The organism is Chryseobacterium rhizosphaerae, assembly GCF_003385455.1.
In the GTDB taxonomy this organism is placed as follows: Bacteria; Bacteroidota; Bacteroidia; order Flavobacteriales; family Weeksellaceae; genus Chryseobacterium; species Chryseobacterium rhizosphaerae.
The window spans coordinates 173,710-192,960 of the sequence record NZ_QNUF01000004.1; the positions used below are offsets into that span (position 1 = coordinate 173,710).

A 19,251-nucleotide genomic window follows, 5' to 3' on the forward strand; every position below is an offset into this window, starting at 1 on the left:
GATATGAATTATAAAAACCCCGATGAAAACGGATATTATGGAGAATTTGGAGGAGCTTTTATCCCTGAAATGCTCTATCCGAATGTAGATGAACTGCAAAAACACTATCTTGAAATTATTGAGTCTGAAGATTTTCAGAGTGAATATCAGGATTTGCTTACCCATTATGTAGGAAGGGCTACCCCACTTTATTTTGCAAAAAATTTAAGTAAAAAATACAATACTCAGATTTATTTAAAAAGAGAAGATCTGAACCATACCGGAGCTCATAAAATCAATAATGCTTTAGGACAGGTTTTACTTGCCAAACGTTTGGGAAAAACAAGGATTATTGCTGAAACCGGAGCGGGACAGCATGGCGTTGCTACAGCTACCGCCTGTGCACTTCTTGGTCTTGAGTGTATTGTTTATATGGGAGAAATAGATATTCAGAGACAGGCTCCCAATGTTGCCAGGATGAAGATGCTTGGTGCAGAGGTTATTGCAGCTACATCAGGCTCAAAGACACTGAAAGATGCCGTGAATGAAGCCTTAAGAGACTGGATCAATAATCCTGTAACGACACATTATGTAATCGGAAGTGTAGTGGGACCTCATCCTTTTCCGGATCTTGTGGCAAGGTTTCAGAGTATTATTTCAAAAGAAATTAAGGAGCAGCTTAAGGAGAAGATCGGAAGGGAGAATCCCGATTATGTAATTGCCTGCGTGGGAGGAGGCAGTAATGCTGCCGGAACTTTTTATCATTTTGTAGAAGAAAAAGACGTAAAAATCATTGCTGCCGAAGCCGGAGGTTTAGGAGTGGATTCAGGAAAATCTGCTGCCACCACCTTTTTAGGAACTTTGGGAGTTCTTCATGGAAGCAAAAGTCTGGTAATGCAAACTGCAGACGGGCAGGTCATAGAACCCCATTCTATCTCTGCCGGACTTGATTACCCGGGAATCGGACCTTTCCATGCTCATTTGTTTCAGGAAAAAAGAGCAGAGTTTTTTAGCATCAATGATGATGAAGCTTTACAATCTGCTTTTGCCCTTACCAAGTTGGAAGGTATTATTCCTGCTTTGGAAAGCTCCCATGCTTTAGCTGTTTTGGACAAGAAAAGATTTAATGAAAATGACATTGTTGTTATTTGTCTGAGTGGCCGTGGAGACAAGGATATGGAAACGTATTTGAAAAATCTGTAAAATGTCTGGTGTAGAATGTACTTATTCTACTTTAATACAATAAGAAATGAAAAAATTAAATATATACTTCACAGCAGGAATTCCACAACTGGAAGATACTCCTGAAATTATAAAATTAATTCAGAATTCCGGAGCGGATATGATTGAAATCGGAATGCCTTATTCTGATCCGGTAGCAGATGGGCCCGTAATTCAGCAGGCCCATGAGCTTGCTTTGCAAAACGGAATGACCATTGAAAAGCTTTTTTCCCAGTTAAAAACCATAAAAGAAGACCTAAAGATTCCCATTATTTTGATGGGATACATTAATCCTGTCTTAAGCTTTGGATTTGAAAAATTCTGTAAAGAGTGTTCAGAAAGTGGGGTCTCAGGACTTATTCTGCCAGATCTTCCTCCTATTGAATTTGAAAAAAACTATCAGCATATTTTAGAAAAATACCATCTCAATTTCACCTTTCTGGTTACCCCGGAAACGTCTGATGAGAGAATTCTCTATTTAGATTCTTTAAGTTCAGGATTCCTGTATGCGGTAAGTTCTTCCTCTACGACCGGAAATGAAAATGCTGTTGTAAAGAATGATAATTATCTGGCAAGATTAGCTTCCCTTCCTCTTACAAATCCTGTTATGATCGGCTTCGGAATCAAGTCAAAGGAAGATTTTAAAAATGTGACTGAAAAAGCAGATGGCGGGATCATTGGAACAGCCTTTGTGAATATATTATTACAGCATAAAGACTGGACGAAAAAAGCTATAGATTTTATCCATTCCATAAAAGACTAAAATTCACTAAATTTGTATGTCTAAAAATTGAAATGAATACAAATCAAAATAAAGCAGTAGAGTTTGAAGATTTAGGGGTCAAAGAATACCAACCCGCCTGGGATTATCAGGAAACACTGATGAAGAGTATTATTGATACCAAGATAAAAAACCGTGATCTTCCTGCAGAGCAGCATATTACTACGCCCAACCACCTTCTTTTTGTAGAACATCCCCATGTGTATACTTTAGGAAAAAGCGGCCATGAGGAAAACATGCTTGCCGGTATTGATAAACTGAAAGAAATAGAAGCAACTTACGTGAAAACAAACCGTGGAGGAGATATTACCTATCATGGATACGGGCAGGTCGTTGGTTATCCGGTTCTGGATCTTGAAAATTTCTTTACGGATATTCACTTATATATGAGAAACCTGGAAGAGGTTATTATCAGAACTATTGCAGAATATGGCCTTAAAGGAGAACGTTCTCAGGGTGAAACCGGAGTATGGCTGGATGTAGGAAAACCTTATGCAAGAAAAATGTGTGCTATGGGAGTGAAAGCTTCCCGATGGGTAACTCTGCATGGTTTTGCTTTGAATGTCAATACGGATATGCGGTATTTTGAATACATTATTCCATGTGGAATTAAAGATAAGCAGGTAACTTCTCTAAAAAGAGAACTTGAAAGAGAACTGACACCGGAAGAGGTGGAGGAACTGAAAGCAAAGATTAGAAAACATTTTGCTGATGTTTTTCAAGCTGAATTGATCTATAAATAACGATTAAAAAAACATAAACTCCCTATCCATTGCAACGGGAGAAAACCTAATCCAGTTTCAAAATATTGAGACTGGATTTTTTCTGAAAATAAACAAAAGAATAGCACATTTTAAAATTCATGAAAATCTATATTTTAAACTATATGATTATTAATATACGCCTATTTAAACTTAATGCTTGGGTTTAAAAATAAATATTTTATATTTTTTTGAAATTTTTACAAAAATAATTTGGTGACGTTTTATTTTTTTTTACTTTTAATATCACTTTAAAGTGAACTAATTTCACGATAAAGAACAAATTTTTAACCACCAAATTTATGAGAATTATGAAAAAATTTTTGCTATCAATGATGGTATTTGTATCAGTACTGTCATTCAATTCCTGTTCGGATGCGAACGCAAATCAGGAAAACATGAGTTCGAAAGAGGCTAAAGAAATTGCTCTGAAAGACTTCGGAAGAACTGTCCCGGTAGGGATACAAAAAGAAAACGGGAAATTTAAAGTATCATTTATCATTACTGCTCAGCCTTTTGAAATTCAGGACAGCAAGGAAAATGAAAACTATATTTCCATGATCAGAAAAGCTGTAGCTGATGAAACTCCAATTCATGTCTTTTTAAAGCCTAATAGTCATGAAATTGCAAAAGTAGATAAAGCAACAGAAGAAGATGTCCGTTATTTCAAATCTGTTTTAACGAAAGATGTCCAGGTAGAAGCAAGGAGATTAACCAGTGTCATCCCTAATTTGGCTACTTTAAACAGTTTATTTGCCCAAATTAAAAATCAGGCATGCGGAACTTCTACTGCTTCTTCCCCTTGTATCACTTTCAGATATCCTGTAGACGGTTGCTATGCAAGAGCTCACAAAATGAGACAAATACTGATCAATGCAGGTTATGATTGTGAAAAACAATTCGTCTATGGTAACCTGAGAGCTTCTACAGGTACCTGCTGTGTATCATGGGTATACCATGTTGCTATCCTTGTAAGCTTTAAAAATGCTTCCGGAGTGGTAGAAAAAAGAATTATAGATCCTTCTTTATTCTCCAGCGGACCAGTAACTGATACGGCATGGAGAGCTGCCTGCACGAATACGTCTTGTGGATCTGCTTCTGTTTCATCTTTTGCCAATACTGCAGGAAATGTTTATTACAGAAGCCCATCCGGTTCTTTACTGTATGACAATAATTATGTGAATACCAATTGCGTACTGAACATATTCTCATCTTTATCAGGATGTTCTCCTTCTCCTGCACCTAACGTAGGAGGTTGTGGATTCTAACTAACTTTTATATAGCTCCTGCACTTATTTTACATACATTGCAGGAGCTTTTACTTAATACATTTTGCTATGAAAGCCTGGACCTATATATTATTACTTTTTATTATGATTACATCCTGTTCCGGTAATGCCAGTTCACAGAACCTAACCTGGTATAATAACTCAACGATTTCAAGTATTACCGAAGATCCGGACAAGCCGAACGATCTTGTACGTGTAGCCATCGGAATAAGTGCTCAGGTATTTTATCTCTCAAAAAAATCACCGGATTACAAAGTTCTGATGGAAAAACTGAATCAGAGCTATAAAAATGGGAAAGCATTTGATATCGGTATTGAAAATAATACGAATATCATCAAACAGGTCAAAGAGGTCAAATAATCTACGGGTTATCTTATGACAGAAATCCCGGCATCTACCTTGATCTCTGCTCCATGGATATAGGAAGCTTCTTCCGAAGCAAGGAATAAAACCACATTGGCAATCTCTGCCGGCTCTCCCTGCCTTTTAAAAGGGATGGTAGGAATAATATCCCGGACGGCTCCTTCTATTTGCCCGGCAGTTAATCCTGTATTATTAAAAATATTGGTTTTGATATGTCCCGGGCTTACTCCGTTGACCCTAATACCACGTTCTGTAAGTTCTACAGCAAATGTTTTAATAAAAGACTGAGTTGCAGATTTTGCTGCAGAATACACTGAGAAATTGGGCATAGCAATATCTGTAGCTACTGAGGTATTAAAAATAACTGAACCTCCCCTTTTCATCAACGGCAATATCTGCTGAACGGTAAAGAAAGGACCTTTCACCAATACATTGAAAAGCTCATCAAACTGGTTTTCATCTACATATTCAACAGGAGCAAATTTTCCATAGCCAGCATTGGCAAAAATGACATCAATATGGTCTGTATATTTTCGGACCTCTTGCTGTACATTCATCAGATCCTTCATATTCCCGGCATTGGATACAATTCCAAAAGCATTCTCTCCTAGCTTAGCCAAGGCACTCTTTACAGTTTCATCTGTTCGCCCGGTAATAATTACCGTCCCACCTTCTTCTATAAATTTTTCGGCTGTAGCCAATCCCATTCCATTGGTACCTCCTGTAACTAAAGCTGTTTTGTTTTTAAATCTCTGCATTGTTTTTTGTTTAAAATGATAAGACAAAGATTGGAATATCACCGCTTTGAAAAAATCCGAATCTTGCTTAAAATCAAATTAATCCCATAGTTTCCTTCAATTTAAAATTGACGACAATAAAATTTTCCAAAATTAAATTGCACACAATTTAAATTGTTGTATATTTGCAGTGTTAATTTGTTCAATTTAAAATTTAACGAACAGATAGCAGGTAAGTATTTAATTTAAAAACATAAGAAATGTCATTAATAGAAAATTTAAACTGGAGACATGCTGTAAAAGCATATGACCCAACCAAAAAAGTATCGGAACAAGACTTAAACACAATTTTAGAATCAGCAAGACTGGCTCCTACTTCGTCAGGGTTACAGCCTTTCCGAATTATTGTAGTGGAAAGCCAGGAATTGAAAGAGAAAATGGTAGCCGGAGCTTTAAACCCTGAGGTAATGAGAGATTCTTCTCATGTTTTGGTTTTTGCAGCATGGGATAGCTATTCTAATGAGAAAATAGATAAAGTATATGATCATCATACGGATGTAAGAGATCTTCCAAGAGGACGTTTTGGAAGTTATACAGATAAAATTAAAGAAATGTATGGAGCTCAGACTTCTGAAGAACATTTTGCACATACTGCCCGTCAGACTTATATTGCTTTGGGAATAGCTCTTGCACAGGCAGCAGAACTTAAAATCGACAGTACTCCTGCAGAGGGATTCAGCAATGAGGTAGTAGATGAAGTATTGGGATTACAAGAATTAGGATTGAAAAGTGTAAGTCTTTTATACCTTGGATACCGTGACGAAGCAAACGACTGGCTGTCTTCTATGAAAAAAGTCCGTGTTCCAATGGATGAGTTTATCATAAAAAAGTAATACCTTCATCGAATCTTTCGTACCCGAAAATCATGGAAAATTTAAAAACACCTAAACTAGAAAACCAGATCTGCTTTCCGCTATATGTCATTGCCAAAGAGATTACCGGTCTTTACCGTCCTTTTCTTGATGAGCTGGACATAACGTACTCTCAATATCTTGTTATGATGGTATTGTGGGATAGTGACGGACTTACCGTAACGCATATCGGAGAAAAGCTATTTCTGGACAGTGGTACTTTAACTCCTCTTCTCAAAAGACTTGAGACTAAGGGGTTCATTACAAGAAAAAGAAAAAAGGAGGACGAAAGAGTAGTTGAAGTATTTTTAGCTGAAGCTGGCAAACAATTACAGCAAAAAGCCTGTGCAATTCCGGGGAAAATCCAGGAAAAAATTGGGATACAGCCTGAAGAGCTGTTAGAACTTAAAGACACAGTCTTAAAAATATTAAAGAAAATAGAAAAATAAATGAAAACATTATATACAACAAAAGTCACTGCCCAAGGCGGAAGAAATGGCCACGTACAAAGTGAAAATGGAGTTTTAGATCTTGAAGTAAGAATGCCTAAAGCTTTAGGAGGAGCCAATGACGACTTTACCAATCCTGAAATGCTGTTTGCTGCCGGATACTCTGCATGTTTTGACAGCGCACTCAACAGAGTGATCAGTTTGGCAAAAATAAAAACCGGTGAAACCACTGTTACTGCTCAGGTAAGCATAGGACAGATTGAAAACGGAGGTTTTGGACTTGCTGTGGAGCTGGATGTTAATATTCCGGGAGTTTCTATAGAAGAAGCACAATCATTAACGGATAAGGCACACCAGATTTGCCCCTACTCTAATGCTACCAGAAACAATATTGAGGTTAAGCTTTCAGTGACCAATAACGACTAATCCAATTTTTTTTAAGCATAGTTATAGCGAAAGGAGCTGTTTTATTTCTAAAACAGCTCCTTTTTATTTTTTATCAAACCTAATCGATCATTCTACATTTTTAAAACGCAGCCAGATAATCAGATAATATTGAAACAGACCATATTTGTGATCTTAGGGTACTCATTAGTGCAATTTGTGTTTCCTTAAACGCAAAGAAAAATAATACAATGGATAAGAAATTGAGCAAAAATGAATCGATTCCTCGATTTGACTAAACGAGCTTCCTCGCAGCTGCACTCATCACTTACCTTCTGTTCAAATCACTTTTCTGATACGCCTCTACCTTTTTATAAGAATCATTCTTCTCTTTTTCTTTTTTATCTGAAATCAGGATTCCGAAAAGATGGTCGATCTCATGCTGGAAAATGACTGCGGTAAATCCTTCTACTATTTCAGAATATTTCTGTCCTTTTAAATCCACATATTCCAATTGAATAACCTTGCTTCGGTAAAACTGGTCTCTGAAATCAGGAATCGATAAATCTCCTTCAGGTCCAAGATTTTGAAGGTCAGATCTCCATACAATCACCGGATTGATAAAATATTCCAGAGGTGTTCCTTCTTTATCAAAACGTTGTACCCAGATTATCCTTCTATTAATTCCAACCTGCGGTGCAGCAATTCCTACTCCGCCATCCGTAGACAGGAGAGATTCTTTCATCCTTTTTACCAAAACCGCCGTATTAGGATCTGTAGGATTGATTTCTGCAGAAAAGCTCAACAATGTTTTATGCTGATGGGCATCTGTAGTTTGGTAGATCGGAAGTGCTGCATTGATATCACCCTGATTGATAAGGGAAACTTCATTGGGAGATAATGTTTGTGCCTGTAGCAGCCCTACACAAAATACAACTAAAATGGTCAGTTTTTTCATATGGATTGAATGTGATACAAAGGTAAATAATGTAATCTTAAGTTTTGGCTAAAGCCATTGGAATCTGTATATAAAAAAACGGGCTAAAGCCCGTTTATATTGATCTATTTTATAAGTTTTACAAATTAAAAAACTTTACATGACGTGTGTCATTCCGTAGGAATCTAAATCCCGTTTTAATTTTTCAAGCTGGATTCACAAAGACTCTGATTAAATCCTTACGATTTACCAGAAATTAAAAAGTCTTCGTCATATCACTTGGAATGATCAGATTAAAATCTGTCGGGACATACTCTTTTTCGGGAACTTTAAGCTCCGGATTTTCAGATTCAAATACTGAAATCACCGCCATTTTCAGATTCGGGTTCTTCTGCTTGATATACCAATAAATTCCGCCAAACTCTTTGCTGTGATAGTTTCCGTTATAATGGATAAAGGTTTTTCCGGCCTGAAAGTTTTTCAGAATAGATTCCGCCATTGTAGCATCTTTTGTAGCCTGTGCCGAAATAAAATTCATCACTTTGGTTCCTTCAGCATGATCGCCCATCATCGCTTTCATCTCCTGATATCCCGGAGTATCCAGTGTTACTTTGATAGGTAACTGAGCAATATACGTTTTCTCTTTTTCACTGAGTTTATTCAAAGACTCTAGTCCTTCTTTTGCGGTCTGGGAAGCATATCTTCTTGGAATATTCGTCGCCACAAAATTCAGTTTTTTGTTCTTAGCAAAATCAACCAGAGGTTTGTAGTCTGTTGCGTAGTTATTCCATAAACGGGCTGAATCTTTGAATGTTTTAGCATCAAATTTTCCATTTAAATATTGGTTGAGCTGAGATTGGTTGTCTCTTTCAAACATTTCAGCACCTAAAATAAGCTGTCCCTTTTTCTTTTCAAACAGAGCTTCTGTAATTTTCAGCTGAAGCCAGTGATTGATAGAACTGTTATGGTTCTCACCAAAGAAGACCACATCATAATCTGCCAGTTCTTTGACTATTTTATCGGTCTTTACCTCCTTTCCTTTTTTATCATAAAACTGATATGCTTTAAAATCCTGTGCACTAAGTGTACAGAACCCTGAAAGCAAAATCGCCATAAGAATATTCTTCATTTTATATATTTAACCACAAATTACACAAATATTTTGGCAGAAAGAATCGTAAAAAAGTAAATTTGAAAACCCACTTATTTTGCATTCTCCTCGTGCTGCCAAAACTCAAAATGAAAAGACCGCTTTGAATCTTACAAAACAAAACGGCCCATTCAAATCATCTAATTATTACTTTTCTAATTCTGCAACAAGGTCTTTCCATTCTTGTAATTCTGGAATCCCCGGTTTTCTTTTTCCAAAGAACTGAACGATAAAATCTCCGTCTGCATTGAATACTTCAATTGCTGTTACCTCACCGTCTTCAGTTGGTTTTTTCACGATCCATGCTTCTGCAATCTTCGTTACATCAAGGTGCAGGTTGAAATCAGGGTCCATTACATTGAACCATTGCTGATGCCAAAGGGTTTTCTTCACATTTCCGGTGTGGATCTGGATAATTCCTCTGTTTCCTACAAATGCCATGATAGGAGTGTTTTTTTCAGAAGCATCTTCAAGAACATTTACCACTTTAGCGTTATCAATTTTTTTGGTAAATCCTTCCGGAGCCAATCGTAAAGCCTGTGTTCTGCTTACCCCGAATTTTCTTGTCATCATAAAGAAATCGTGAGTATCTTTTAATTCTGTCCATGCTTTTTTAAATCCGTCCACATCAATTTCTGCGTCAGCTTTTTCTGCCTGTTTCGGTGCTACTGCTTCAAATACAAAAGCCTGATTCTGATCTTCAGCTTTGAATTTTTCAACAATAGCCTCAAAAGCTGAGTCATTACTGTCTTTAGTCAAATAGATTTTGTGCAATGCCAATCCATCTTTACCAAAGAACTGAAGGCTTTTTTTATCTCCTTCCACTACTGCAAAAGCAAATTTCCAGTGGTTCAGGAAAATTCTAAGATCAATATCTTCACCTACAAAAAGCTGTGCGTGCGGGCTGCTGAAATCACCATTCAGATAAGTTCCTTTTCTTTCATGAACACATTCATCATTACGGGTAAGAGCCATTACTTTCCCCAGCTGGCCAGCTTCTGTCAGAATACCTGGAAATTCAGGTTTCAAAACAGTTACTCCTTCACCTACACCGGTTGCTAATAATTCTGCCTCACTTACTCCCAATTGAGCGGCTGCATTTCTTATTCTTACATGTGGATTTTCTGCTTTCAGAGCCTCCCATTTTTCCTTTAAGTCATTAACTATTGTGCTCATTTATTTATTTTTTTATGGTTAAAACTGTATAAATTCTCTGTATTGTTTCTTCTCCTGTTTTGCTTTTTATCTCTTCTTCTCTTTCAGAAGTTTTCATTCTTTTAAAATGGCTTTGGGATATCAATTCTTCCATCTCTGCATTATTGTAGAGCGTGAAATCATAAGCCGTAAACGGTAACTTTTCCATGAAATCTTTTTGTGCAAACGTAAGAACAAAGGTTCCGTCGTCTTTTAAAACTCTGTAGATCTCATTTAAAAATGCGACAGGATTCTCCCAAAAGTATACGGTATTGACTGTAAATATTTTATTAAAAGTTTCATCTTTAAAAGGAAGTATACTGCCTTCATACAAAACAAAATCTGCCTGATTTCCAAACGCTTCATTGAGTCTTCGGGCTTCCTGATGCATTGTTTCAGAAATATCTATTCCTGTATATCTTACATTTTGAGCTAAGCTTATAATAGTCTTCAGGTGTGCTGCATTTCCGTGTCCTATTTCAAGAATATGTTCATCATCTTCTATCACAAGTGCTTTAGTGCTTTCCAGGGTCATCCCTATATTGGTAGCATTCATCATTTCACCGATTTCAATGCCTTTTTCACCTTGAGGATTGGCAAGGTTATGGGCGAGGATTTTTAATTCTTCTTTTTCCATGGTTATCCAAAAATGATCATTGGGTTATTAGTAATGGGATGTTCGCAGATGGTACATGGGAAATTATAGGCATCACTTATATTTTCAGCCGTAAAAACTTCCTGAGGTGTTCCATACGCAGAAACTCTTCCTGATTTCATCAGTAAAATCTTATCTGCAAATTGTGCAGCAAGGTTCAGGTCATGTAAAACAACAATCGCACTATTGGCTTTTTGTGTGAATTTTTTGATAATATCCAACGCTTTATACTGGTGTTTTATATCCAAATTATTCAGTGGTTCATCCAGAAACATCAGTGTATGGGCAATTTCATTTTGAAGCTGAGCCATCACACGGGAAAGATGCACCCGTTGTTTTTCTCCTCCGGAAAGCGTATTGTATTCCCTGTCTTTAAGGTGAAAAACATCTGTTTCGTACATCATATTATTCATCGCTTCAAGGTCTTCCTTCCCGGGTTGGGAATCAAAATAGGGATATCTTCCCATCATCACAACATCTTTTACTTCCAGGGGAATATCATTGCTGTTGTGTTGGGAAAATTTGGCTTTATGTTTAGAAAGTTCTTTTACATTCCATTCGCTGATGGGTTTGTCTTTAAATAAGACTTTTTGTTTTCCGGTTCTCACCTCATCTGCCAAAACACTTAGCAAACTGGACTTTCCGGCTCCATTTGGACCTACAATTGCCAGAAATTCTCCGTATTCCAGAGAGACATCTACTCCATCCAGGATATGAAAATCTTTATGCTTATAATTAATCTGATGGGCCTTGATCATTAGAGTGCTTTTTTAAATTTAACTAAAATAGCGATAAAAATAGGGCCTCCCATTAAAGCGGTAAGGATTCCTATCGGCAGTTCTGAAGGTGCTACAATACTTCTGCTAAAGGTATCTGCCGTTAAAAGCAGGATACTTCCACATAGGGCTGATAATGGCAGAATAAATGCGTAATTGGATTTGAATAAAAGTCTCAAAATATAAGGGACAATAAGCCCCACAAATCCAATGGTTCCTGAAAATGCAACGCATGTTCCCACCATTAAAGCGACAATAATAATAATCTGCTTTTTCAGCCTTTCTACATTGATACCCAAATGCTGTGCATCTTTTTCTCCCAGCATCATTGCATTGAAAGCCTTTCCTTTTGGAAGCAGAATAATGTAAGCTATGATTAAGACAACTCCCAAAATAATATTCTTCGTCCAGGTAGCTGCCGCCAGACTTCCTAAGTTCCAGAATGTCAAATCCCTCAGCTGTTCATCTTTTGAAATATAGATCAGGAATCCGGTAATGGAGAATCCAATTGCCGTAATGGCAACTCCTGTCAACAGCATCATCACCACGTTGGTTTTTCCTCCGCTTGTTGAAATCCTGTACACCAACATCATTGATAAAAAAGATCCTATAAAAGCCGAGATTCCTACCAGTGAGAATTGTACAGCCTCAGGAAGATATTCTTTGAAATGCCCTCCTAAAACAATTGCAATTGCTGCCAATAGTGTCGCTCCCGATGTAAGTCCTATTAAATCTCCCGTCGCCAGAGGATTCTTAAACAGCCCCTGCAGGCTTGTTCCTGAAACCGACAACATGCTTCCTATTAAAATAGCCATAATAATTCTGGCCGCCCGTACATCCCAGACCACATATTTATCACTTAAAGATAAATTGGGGTCTCCTTTTATAAACTGCCACAGTACTTTGAATGCGGAATTTCCGCCAAAGTCATAGACTCCTGTATTAAGTGACAGTACTGCTATAATAACAAGCAGTACTGCACTTATAGTAAGATAAAAGTATAGTTTACTTTGTGTTCTCAATTAAAAGTTTATTTAATCCAACTGCTGCTTCTCCTAGTCTCGGTCCAAAACCTGAAACTAAACCTCCGTCCATTGCAATGATCTTTTTATTTTTCCCTGCATTGGTTTGGGATACTCCCGGCATCTTAAGTGCACCTTCGTTTCCTCCTGCTCCCTGTAAACCTGTTGTAAAGAAAAATAATACATCAGGATTGGCTTTTACCACAGCTTCCGGAGTTAATGGTTTGAAATCTTCAAATTCAGTAACTGCATTTTCAGCTCCTGCAAGGTTGATCAGGGAAGCCATTGGTGTGTTTTTACCGGCCACCATCAGCATGTTTCCTCTTGCGTAGATAAATAATACTTTAGGTTTTTTAGCGATAGGCTGTACCTGTTTCAGATCTGCATCTATTTTATCATTCAGCTTTTGGTAATCTGTATTTCCAATTGCTTTTGCCACTTCTTCGATCAGTTTTTTAGTACCGTCTACCGTGTACTCCTGCTTGAATACTTCTGCTTTGATTCCTGAAGAATTGATTTTCCCCAATAATTCCGGATTGATATCTTTATCAGAAGCCAGAATTAAGGTGGGATTTACCGCCATGATCGGTTCAATAGTCATTGATCTTACATGCCCCAGGTCTTTAGCTGTAGCTTTTAAACTTTCAGGATAAGTACTGGTAACATCAGTTCCCACGATTTCTTTTTCATGCCCTAAAGCACTTACGATCTCGGTGATTCCACCGCTTAATGTTACAATTTTATTATTGCTTTTGGGAGCTTCAGATGAAGCTTCCGTAGTATTTTCTTTTTTAGCTCCTTCTTCTTTTTTGCAAGAATATACTGCTACAAGAACAGAAGCTGCAAGGATGAATTTTTTCATAAGTACAGATTTATTTTTTCTAGGTCTATGCAATTACCATCCTCATCTGCCTTTGTTTACCGGAGAGTTTCGTTAATGGCAATTTCATGATATATGATTATTTGATTTTTTATAATGCTTTATACTGGAACATGGGATGTCCTCTTTCTCCTTTGTCATCGGTAAGCTGTACGAATCTTAGCTTAAAATAAGATCCCGATGCATCTTTAATGATATAAAATACATCTCCTTTTACCTTAGATCCGGAAGGTCCTACTTCTCTCCAGTTTCCTCCAATTACTCTTTGTTCGTTATACACCAGCTTTGAATCATCCACATCAGCTTTTTTAAATTTATTATAAGCGTCTACAGCAGACCCGGAAGCTATTTTCACTTCATAAGCTCCTACCTTAGCAACATTATTGATGGTTACAAAATCTGAATTCACATAGCTTCCTGCCCCCTGAACAATATTGGTAAACACAGAGAAACTGATGTCCCATTTATTTTTCTCAGGCTGAACAGCTACTTCCTTCCCTGTTTTTGAATTGAAGAAAGTAAAGTTATAGGCGTTATTTTTCTTGATGATCACCTCTTTTATTGCGCTGCCAACAGCATTGATATCTCCGTATCGTACTTTGTAATCATTAGCCTGTCTTGTCACCTGTATTTTCATCCAGCCTCTTTCATCTCCTCCTGCAATGGTAGATCCCACAGCAATGCTTCCTTTATAGATTTCTTTCCCCAAATTCACAAGATAAACTGCATTTTTAGCAGGATCAGCATCGATTTCTGCTATCGCAGTTTGACTGGAAGGATAGTTCCCTTTCACATCGTCAATATAAATGGTATTTTCAGTATCAAAGTTGGCAACCTGTACTACCTCTTTTAGACTGCTTACGTCAGATTCTTTCACAGATGCGATGTCTGCAACATTGGGAATTTTAGCCGCAGCCATCATGATGGATGTATTTAAAACCACTTTAAATTCAGTCCCTGAATAAAATGCAAGATCCCAGTCTGTCCGGCTGTTTACCGTCTGTCTTGGCTGTCCTTCCTGATCTACATCACTAAAATCTATCCATACCTGATTCGGCTGTGCAGAGCCTCTTACATCCGGTTTTACAGATACTCCCTCTGAAGGAACTACAGGTACCGGATCTTCGTTATCATTGATGCAGGACTGTGATACAAATGACACTCCCAGCATAAGATAAAATAGTATTTTTTTCATTTTTAGAATTTTAAAAATTGTAGCTTAATCTGGCCAGATAACTTCTGCCATAGAAAAGATTAATATTCGGATCTGCAGCCTCATGTGTATTTCCCGGAAGTGTTGTATCCCTTATGGCAGATACATCAAAAATATTCTTTACTCCCAGGCTTAGTTCCAGTTGGTTCTTGAAAAAAGGCTGCGTAACAATGAAATTCATCATATGGAAATCATCTCTTTCTCCAATTCTGTATTCAGGATTCTTCAGGTCAGATGATAATACAAACTCCTGAGTTTTTCCGGTGTATTTATAGAATAGTGAAAGTGTAGTATTGATATTCGGAACAGTATAATTCACTACTGCATTAGCTTCCAGTGTATAGAAGAAATCGTTGGGTGAAACTGCATCTCCGTCTTTTAACTGCTTAGCAATGCCATAGTATGCTACATTGGCAGCTAAAGCAAGCTGATTTTTCTGTGCTCTGAAATTGGCTTCAAATAAATAGGATTCATATTTATTCAGGTTAAGGTACTGGTATTTCAAAGGCTGTCTGCTTACTGTTACAGACTCTATCCTATCCTTCACATGAAGATAAGTAGCACTCGCTCCTACCCCTAAGTTCCAGCCTGAATCTGTAGCAATCTTTTTTTCTCCGTTTACGGAAACGGTCATTCCCTGTTCCGGTGTAAGGTTTTCGTTCCCTCTGATATCATGATTACTGTCTACCATATAGGTATAGAGCTCATCAAAATTCGGGAATCGGTTGGCACTTCCTACGACCAATCTGAAATTATCATTTTCAGTTGCTTTCACTCTGGCAGTCAATGAATAATTATGTTGGGCATCAAACTTGTCACTCAGTGCAAGGCGATATCCCGGACGTAATGATAACCAATCTGTTGCATTCCATTCGATGGACATAAAATTGGCATAGTTAAATATCTTTCTTTTTATATTATCCGTTCCCTGAAAGGTTCCTGCAATATTTCCTGCATATCCGGAAGTGTGATCCAACTCATATCCTAACTGGAAATCAATCTTTTTACTGTCTAAAAAGTTACTGAATACCCCTCTTGAATAGAAAACATCTGCTTTATTATACGACTGGTAGGCCACTTTGTCGCCAATTACCTTTCTGTTAGGAATATCGTATTTGAAATCTCTGTATTTTCTGTCCTGAGTTTGGTAAGAAAAATCTCCGGTATAGTTTACCGCGCCCAGTTTGGTTTGCACGTTAAGTTGGTGCAGATATCGGGTGGTCAGATAATCTCTGTCATTAGAGAAGTACGTTCTGTCGGTGACACTGTAAAAATGTTCTCCTACCGTTGGATTATAATAGTTTAGTTTTTCATTGACAAAACCAAATTTGTAAAAAATAGAGGTTTTATTTTTACTGTATCTAACAATTCCGTCTACATTCAGAACGTCCTTAGGCTGCCATAGGTATCCTCTTTTCCCGTCCTGTTCAAAATATTTATATCCTTCCTGAGTTCCTCTGAACCCCTGAAAATCATTATGATTGATATTGGCTCCTACATACCAGTGATCATTGATATTGTATCCTACATTCAAAGTCTGGATATGTCTTCCTTCTCCTTTTTTCTTGAAGTCATACTCTTTTCCCACTGTTTCTTCCTGTACAGAAGCATTCAGGGTTAAGGGTTTCTGACTGTTTTTCTTGGTGATGATATTAATAACTCCGGCAACAGCATTGCTTCCATAATCAACACCCATTGAGCCTCTTACAACCTCTATTCTTTCAACATTATTGACATTAAGCTTGGTAAGGTCTATATTATTCCCAAGACCTATGTCTCCTACAACAGGAATATTGTCTATCAGCACTTTAGTGTACTCTCCTCCAAGTCCCATTAAATTGGCTGTAGAGTTTCCTGATTGACGATCAGAAATAATCAGTACATTCAAACTTTGGTTAAGAACATCTGCCACATTGGTAGCTGCCATATTCTTAATCTGTTCCGCATTAATAACTTCAACTTTATATATAGATTTATTAATAGACTGTTGTGTATATTGTCCCGTAACGACAACTTCTTCTATTTTTTTCTGTTTAAGAGAATCCTGCTGCTGTGCACTCACCAAAAAAATGGCTGACAGAGATAGTATTGAAAGCACTTTCTTCTTCATAAAGGCAAAAAATTTTCGACAAATATAAGGCTTTATTTAGAATAGTTAAAAATAATTATATATTTTTGTGGAATAATTCTAAATAAAAATAATGTTATGAAGTTACAATTACTTTTAGGAACTTTAGTGTTAACAGCAGCTACAGCGAATGCTCAGTTAGCCACTATTAATGAAAACTTCGATACTTTCGTTGCGGGTCCTGCAGGTCCTGCTGCGGCATGGCCACAAAAAAACTGGAATAGAGTTCAAAATGCGACGGATGGTCCATGGGTATATGCAGCCGGAACAACCAATAAGACAGTTCAATATTATAGCTTCAGTTCAGCCAATACGGCGGGTTATCTGATCTCTCCACAGATTGTGGCTCCGGATGGAACAAAAACAGTTACCTTTATTGCAGCACTTACTTCAGGATCAGCATCCGGTGCTACAGGAACTATAGAAGTTGGGCTAGTTAACAGTACTTCTGATATGTCATCATTTACTCCGATAGCGCCTGTCATCAGCTTAAACCCAACGAATACGCAGTATTCTTTACCGGTACCGGCTTCTTCCAATCAGTATATCGCTTTTAAAATTATCGGAAGTGCCATGCACACGGCTATTCAGATGGATGATGTGATCTACAACAATGCAACGCTTGCTGTGACGGAAAATACAAAATCCAATGACGAAATCAGATTCGCTGTCAATACCAATAATACAGCATTGGAATTTGTGGCAAAAAAAGACCCTAAAAACATACAGATCTACTCTGCTTCAGGTCAAAAAGCAGCTGAAGGAAAATTAGACAGACAAAGTTTTGATATCAGTACGCTTCATACCGGGGTATATTATACCATCATTGAAACAGCTGATGGAAAAACCATCAAATCAAAATTCATAAAAAAATAAGGTTTATTAGACTATTACCTTTATAAAGCCGGTGAGAAATAATTCTCACCGGCTTTTTTTATTCCATTGTATCAGTTTCAACCGAAGATTAATAGGGAAACACGATATAAATCATGTTTTTATTTAGACTGATTAAAAATAATTATATACTTTTGTAGAATCATTCTAAATAACGTTATAAAAAATAAGTTATGAAAACAAAACTATTATTGGCTTCAGTATTGGCTCTTTCTGTTCAGCAGACTGTTTTGGCACAAACTGATGCATTGGGATACTCTCAGGTAAATATGACGATGGGAAATCAATATCAAAACCGTGTATTTTTTGATTTTGCAGATGCAAACGTGATTTCTCAACCAGCCAATACTTGGGATATTGCATTTTATAGAAATTCATCCTATGCATTTGGTTCAAGAATTAATGATGCTCTTGACATCCAAGTATATGCAGTTTCAACCAATTTAGCCGACTGGGATAATATTAACCTGAATAATGAATCTTCGTGGGGTGAACCTCTCTATAACCCGGATCAGACCACTGATATAAGCCAGGGAGCTTTTGAACAGGGGCCTGTGACCCCAACAACTCCAAACCAGATATCAACAGGCTGGGGTCTGTACAACGGTATCACTCACCATATCGATGGAAAAGCAATTTTTGTTTTAAAATATCCTACAGGAGCTTACGTCAAATTTGCTATTGTAGATGCTTACGGCGGATATACTTTTAAATATTCAAAATGGGACGGAAGTGCATGGGGCCCTACGGAAACAAGAACCCTTGCTAATGGAACAGATGACGCTTTCTTTAACTATTTTTCATTTAACACAGGGGCTAAAGTTCCCAATATGGAACCATCCAGAAGTGCTTGGGATCTGATGTTTACCAAATATTATACATTCTATATGGGGGTTCAGATGTATCCTCTTTCCGGACCTATCCAAAGCCCCAACATCAAAGTGGCAATGGTACAACCTGAGAGTCAGGCGACTTCTGCCTATACAATCCCCGCCACGACGAGCTTCTCTTCCAATATTACAACTATTGGCCACTCATGGAAAGGGATCAGTACCGTGAAGAGTGATGTGGTATATTACATTAAAAAAGGGAGTGACTATTACAGAATGTACTTTGTAACCAATGGAGGAGCAACCACCGGAGATATGTATTTCAAATACAAAAAAGTGACGGCTACCTTAGGAATAACAGAGGTAGGAAAAAAGGCTTCTTTTGGAATTTATCCGAACCCTACTTCAGCTGACAAAAAAGTTACTGTTCTTTTTGATGTCAAAGAAAGAGCCGGCAACAAAGGAAGCGTAGAGGTTTACGATCTTACCGGAAAACAGGTTTACTCATCAGAATTGACCAATCAGACAGGTTTCTATAAACAAGACATTAACTTATCTCACCTTACTTCAGGAAATTACCTCGTAAAAATAACTTATGGTGGTACTACTGAAACGAAAAAACTTATCGTGAAATAATTTATTTTAATACTTTCTATTTTTTCTAATAAAAGGGCGGTTTCAGAATGTTGAAACCGCC

The 19,251-nt window shown here is 37.3% G+C and carries 20 protein-coding genes; 10 read left to right on the plus strand and 10 right to left on the minus strand.

What is annotated here, in order from left to right:
- Window positions 1-3 precede the first annotated feature (3 nt).
- From trpB to DRF57_RS05115, 5 genes are all read left to right on the plus strand, one after another.
- Entirely contained in the window at window positions 4-1,182 is a 1,179-nt protein-coding gene (gene trpB, locus DRF57_RS05095) for a tryptophan synthase subunit beta (protein ID WP_115917223.1), read from the plus strand.
- Between the two features lie 46 nt (window positions 1,183-1,228).
- Window positions 1,229-1,963, plus strand: coding sequence for a tryptophan synthase subunit alpha (gene trpA, locus DRF57_RS05100; protein ID WP_115917225.1), 735 nt, complete (start codon window positions 1,229-1,231; stop codon window positions 1,961-1,963).
- A 32-nt stretch (window positions 1,964-1,995) separates the two neighbouring features.
- Window positions 1,996-2,724: a lipoyl(octanoyl) transferase LipB gene (gene lipB, locus DRF57_RS05105; protein ID WP_084086048.1), complete on the plus strand. Its 729-nt coding sequence runs from the start codon at window positions 1,996-1,998 to the stop codon at window positions 2,722-2,724.
- 329 nt (window positions 2,725-3,053) lie between these two features.
- Window positions 3,054-4,010: a protein-glutamine glutaminase gene (locus tag DRF57_RS05110; protein ID WP_123863283.1), complete on the plus strand. Its 957-nt coding sequence runs from the start codon at window positions 3,054-3,056 to the stop codon at window positions 4,008-4,010.
- Between the two features lie 69 nt (window positions 4,011-4,079).
- Complete coding sequence (locus tag DRF57_RS05115; RefSeq protein WP_047485515.1) at window positions 4,080-4,391, plus strand: hypothetical protein; 312 nt, start codon at window positions 4,080-4,082, stop codon at window positions 4,389-4,391.
- Window positions 4,392-4,399: 8 nt separating this feature from the next.
- On the opposite strand, the gene DRF57_RS05120 is transcribed toward DRF57_RS05115, so the two are convergent.
- Entirely contained in the window at window positions 4,400-5,152 is a 753-nt protein-coding gene (locus DRF57_RS05120; RefSeq protein ID WP_047485518.1) for an SDR family oxidoreductase, read from the minus strand.
- Window positions 5,153-5,391: 239 nt separating this feature from the next.
- Here DRF57_RS05120 and DRF57_RS05125 point away from each other — a divergent pair, with 239 nt between their 5' ends.
- From DRF57_RS05125 to DRF57_RS05135, 3 genes are read left to right on the plus strand one after another with little or no spacing between them, the layout of a single operon-like run.
- The gene (locus tag DRF57_RS05125; protein ID WP_115917229.1) at window positions 5,392-6,024 is read left to right on the plus strand and encodes an NAD(P)H-dependent oxidoreductase; all 633 of its coding nucleotides are present in this window, start codon (window positions 5,392-5,394) and stop codon (window positions 6,022-6,024) included.
- A gap of 32 nt (window positions 6,025-6,056) precedes the next feature.
- Window positions 6,057-6,491 (plus strand): MarR family winged helix-turn-helix transcriptional regulator, encoded by a 435-nt coding sequence (locus DRF57_RS05130; RefSeq protein WP_047485522.1) that lies wholly within the window; start codon window positions 6,057-6,059, stop codon window positions 6,489-6,491.
- Window positions 6,492-6,917 (plus strand): organic hydroperoxide resistance protein, encoded by a 426-nt coding sequence (locus DRF57_RS05135; RefSeq protein WP_115917231.1) that lies wholly within the window; start codon window positions 6,492-6,494, stop codon window positions 6,915-6,917.
- 286 nt (window positions 6,918-7,203) lie between these two features.
- Here DRF57_RS05135 and DRF57_RS05140 read toward each other — a convergent pair whose 3' ends face one another.
- The 9 genes from DRF57_RS05140 to DRF57_RS05180 form a co-directional block, all read right to left on the minus strand.
- Complete coding sequence (locus DRF57_RS05140; RefSeq protein ID WP_084086053.1) at window positions 7,204-7,833, minus strand: peptide deformylase; 630 nt, start codon at window positions 7,831-7,833, stop codon at window positions 7,204-7,206.
- Between the two features lie 235 nt (window positions 7,834-8,068).
- Window positions 8,069-8,941, minus strand: coding sequence for a ChaN family lipoprotein (locus tag DRF57_RS05145; RefSeq protein ID WP_047485528.1), 873 nt, complete (start codon window positions 8,939-8,941; stop codon window positions 8,069-8,071).
- A 168-nt stretch (window positions 8,942-9,109) separates the two neighbouring features.
- A complete protein-coding gene (locus tag DRF57_RS05150) occupies window positions 9,110-10,138 on the minus strand; it encodes a hemin-degrading factor (RefSeq protein WP_047485531.1) in 1,029 nt (342 codons plus the stop codon).
- 4 nt (window positions 10,139-10,142) lie between these two features.
- A complete protein-coding gene (locus DRF57_RS05155) occupies window positions 10,143-10,793 on the minus strand; it encodes a class I SAM-dependent methyltransferase (protein ID WP_115917233.1) in 651 nt (216 codons plus the stop codon).
- A 2-nt stretch (window positions 10,794-10,795) separates the two neighbouring features.
- Entirely contained in the window at window positions 10,796-11,569 is a 774-nt protein-coding gene (locus DRF57_RS05160) for a heme ABC transporter ATP-binding protein (RefSeq protein ID WP_047485535.1), read from the minus strand.
- On the minus strand, window positions 11,569-12,609 hold the full coding sequence (locus DRF57_RS05165) for a FecCD family ABC transporter permease (RefSeq protein WP_084086056.1): 1,041 nt from the start codon (window positions 12,607-12,609) through the stop codon (window positions 11,569-11,571). The genes DRF57_RS05160 and DRF57_RS05165 overlap by 1 nt, the downstream gene beginning before the upstream one ends.
- Window positions 12,593-13,471 (minus strand): heme/hemin ABC transporter substrate-binding protein, encoded by an 879-nt coding sequence (locus DRF57_RS05170; protein WP_047485540.1) that lies wholly within the window; start codon window positions 13,469-13,471, stop codon window positions 12,593-12,595. The genes DRF57_RS05165 and DRF57_RS05170 overlap by 17 nt, the downstream gene beginning before the upstream one ends.
- Before the next feature lie 109 nt (window positions 13,472-13,580).
- A complete protein-coding gene (locus DRF57_RS05175; RefSeq protein WP_115917235.1) occupies window positions 13,581-14,684 on the minus strand; it encodes an HmuY family protein in 1,104 nt (367 codons plus the stop codon).
- 10 nt (window positions 14,685-14,694) lie between these two features.
- Window positions 14,695-16,812: a TonB-dependent receptor plug domain-containing protein gene (locus DRF57_RS05180; protein WP_115917237.1), complete on the minus strand. Its 2,118-nt coding sequence runs from the start codon at window positions 16,810-16,812 to the stop codon at window positions 14,695-14,697.
- Window positions 16,813-16,908: 96 nt separating this feature from the next.
- On the opposite strand from DRF57_RS05180, the gene DRF57_RS05185 reads away from it, so the two are divergent.
- Window positions 16,909-17,706 (plus strand): T9SS type A sorting domain-containing protein, encoded by a 798-nt coding sequence (locus DRF57_RS05185; RefSeq protein ID WP_115917239.1) that lies wholly within the window; start codon window positions 16,909-16,911, stop codon window positions 17,704-17,706.
- A gap of 191 nt (window positions 17,707-17,897) precedes the next feature.
- A complete protein-coding gene (locus DRF57_RS05190) occupies window positions 17,898-19,190 on the plus strand; it encodes a T9SS type A sorting domain-containing protein (RefSeq protein WP_115917241.1) in 1,293 nt (430 codons plus the stop codon).
- Window positions 19,191-19,251 lie beyond the last annotated feature (61 nt).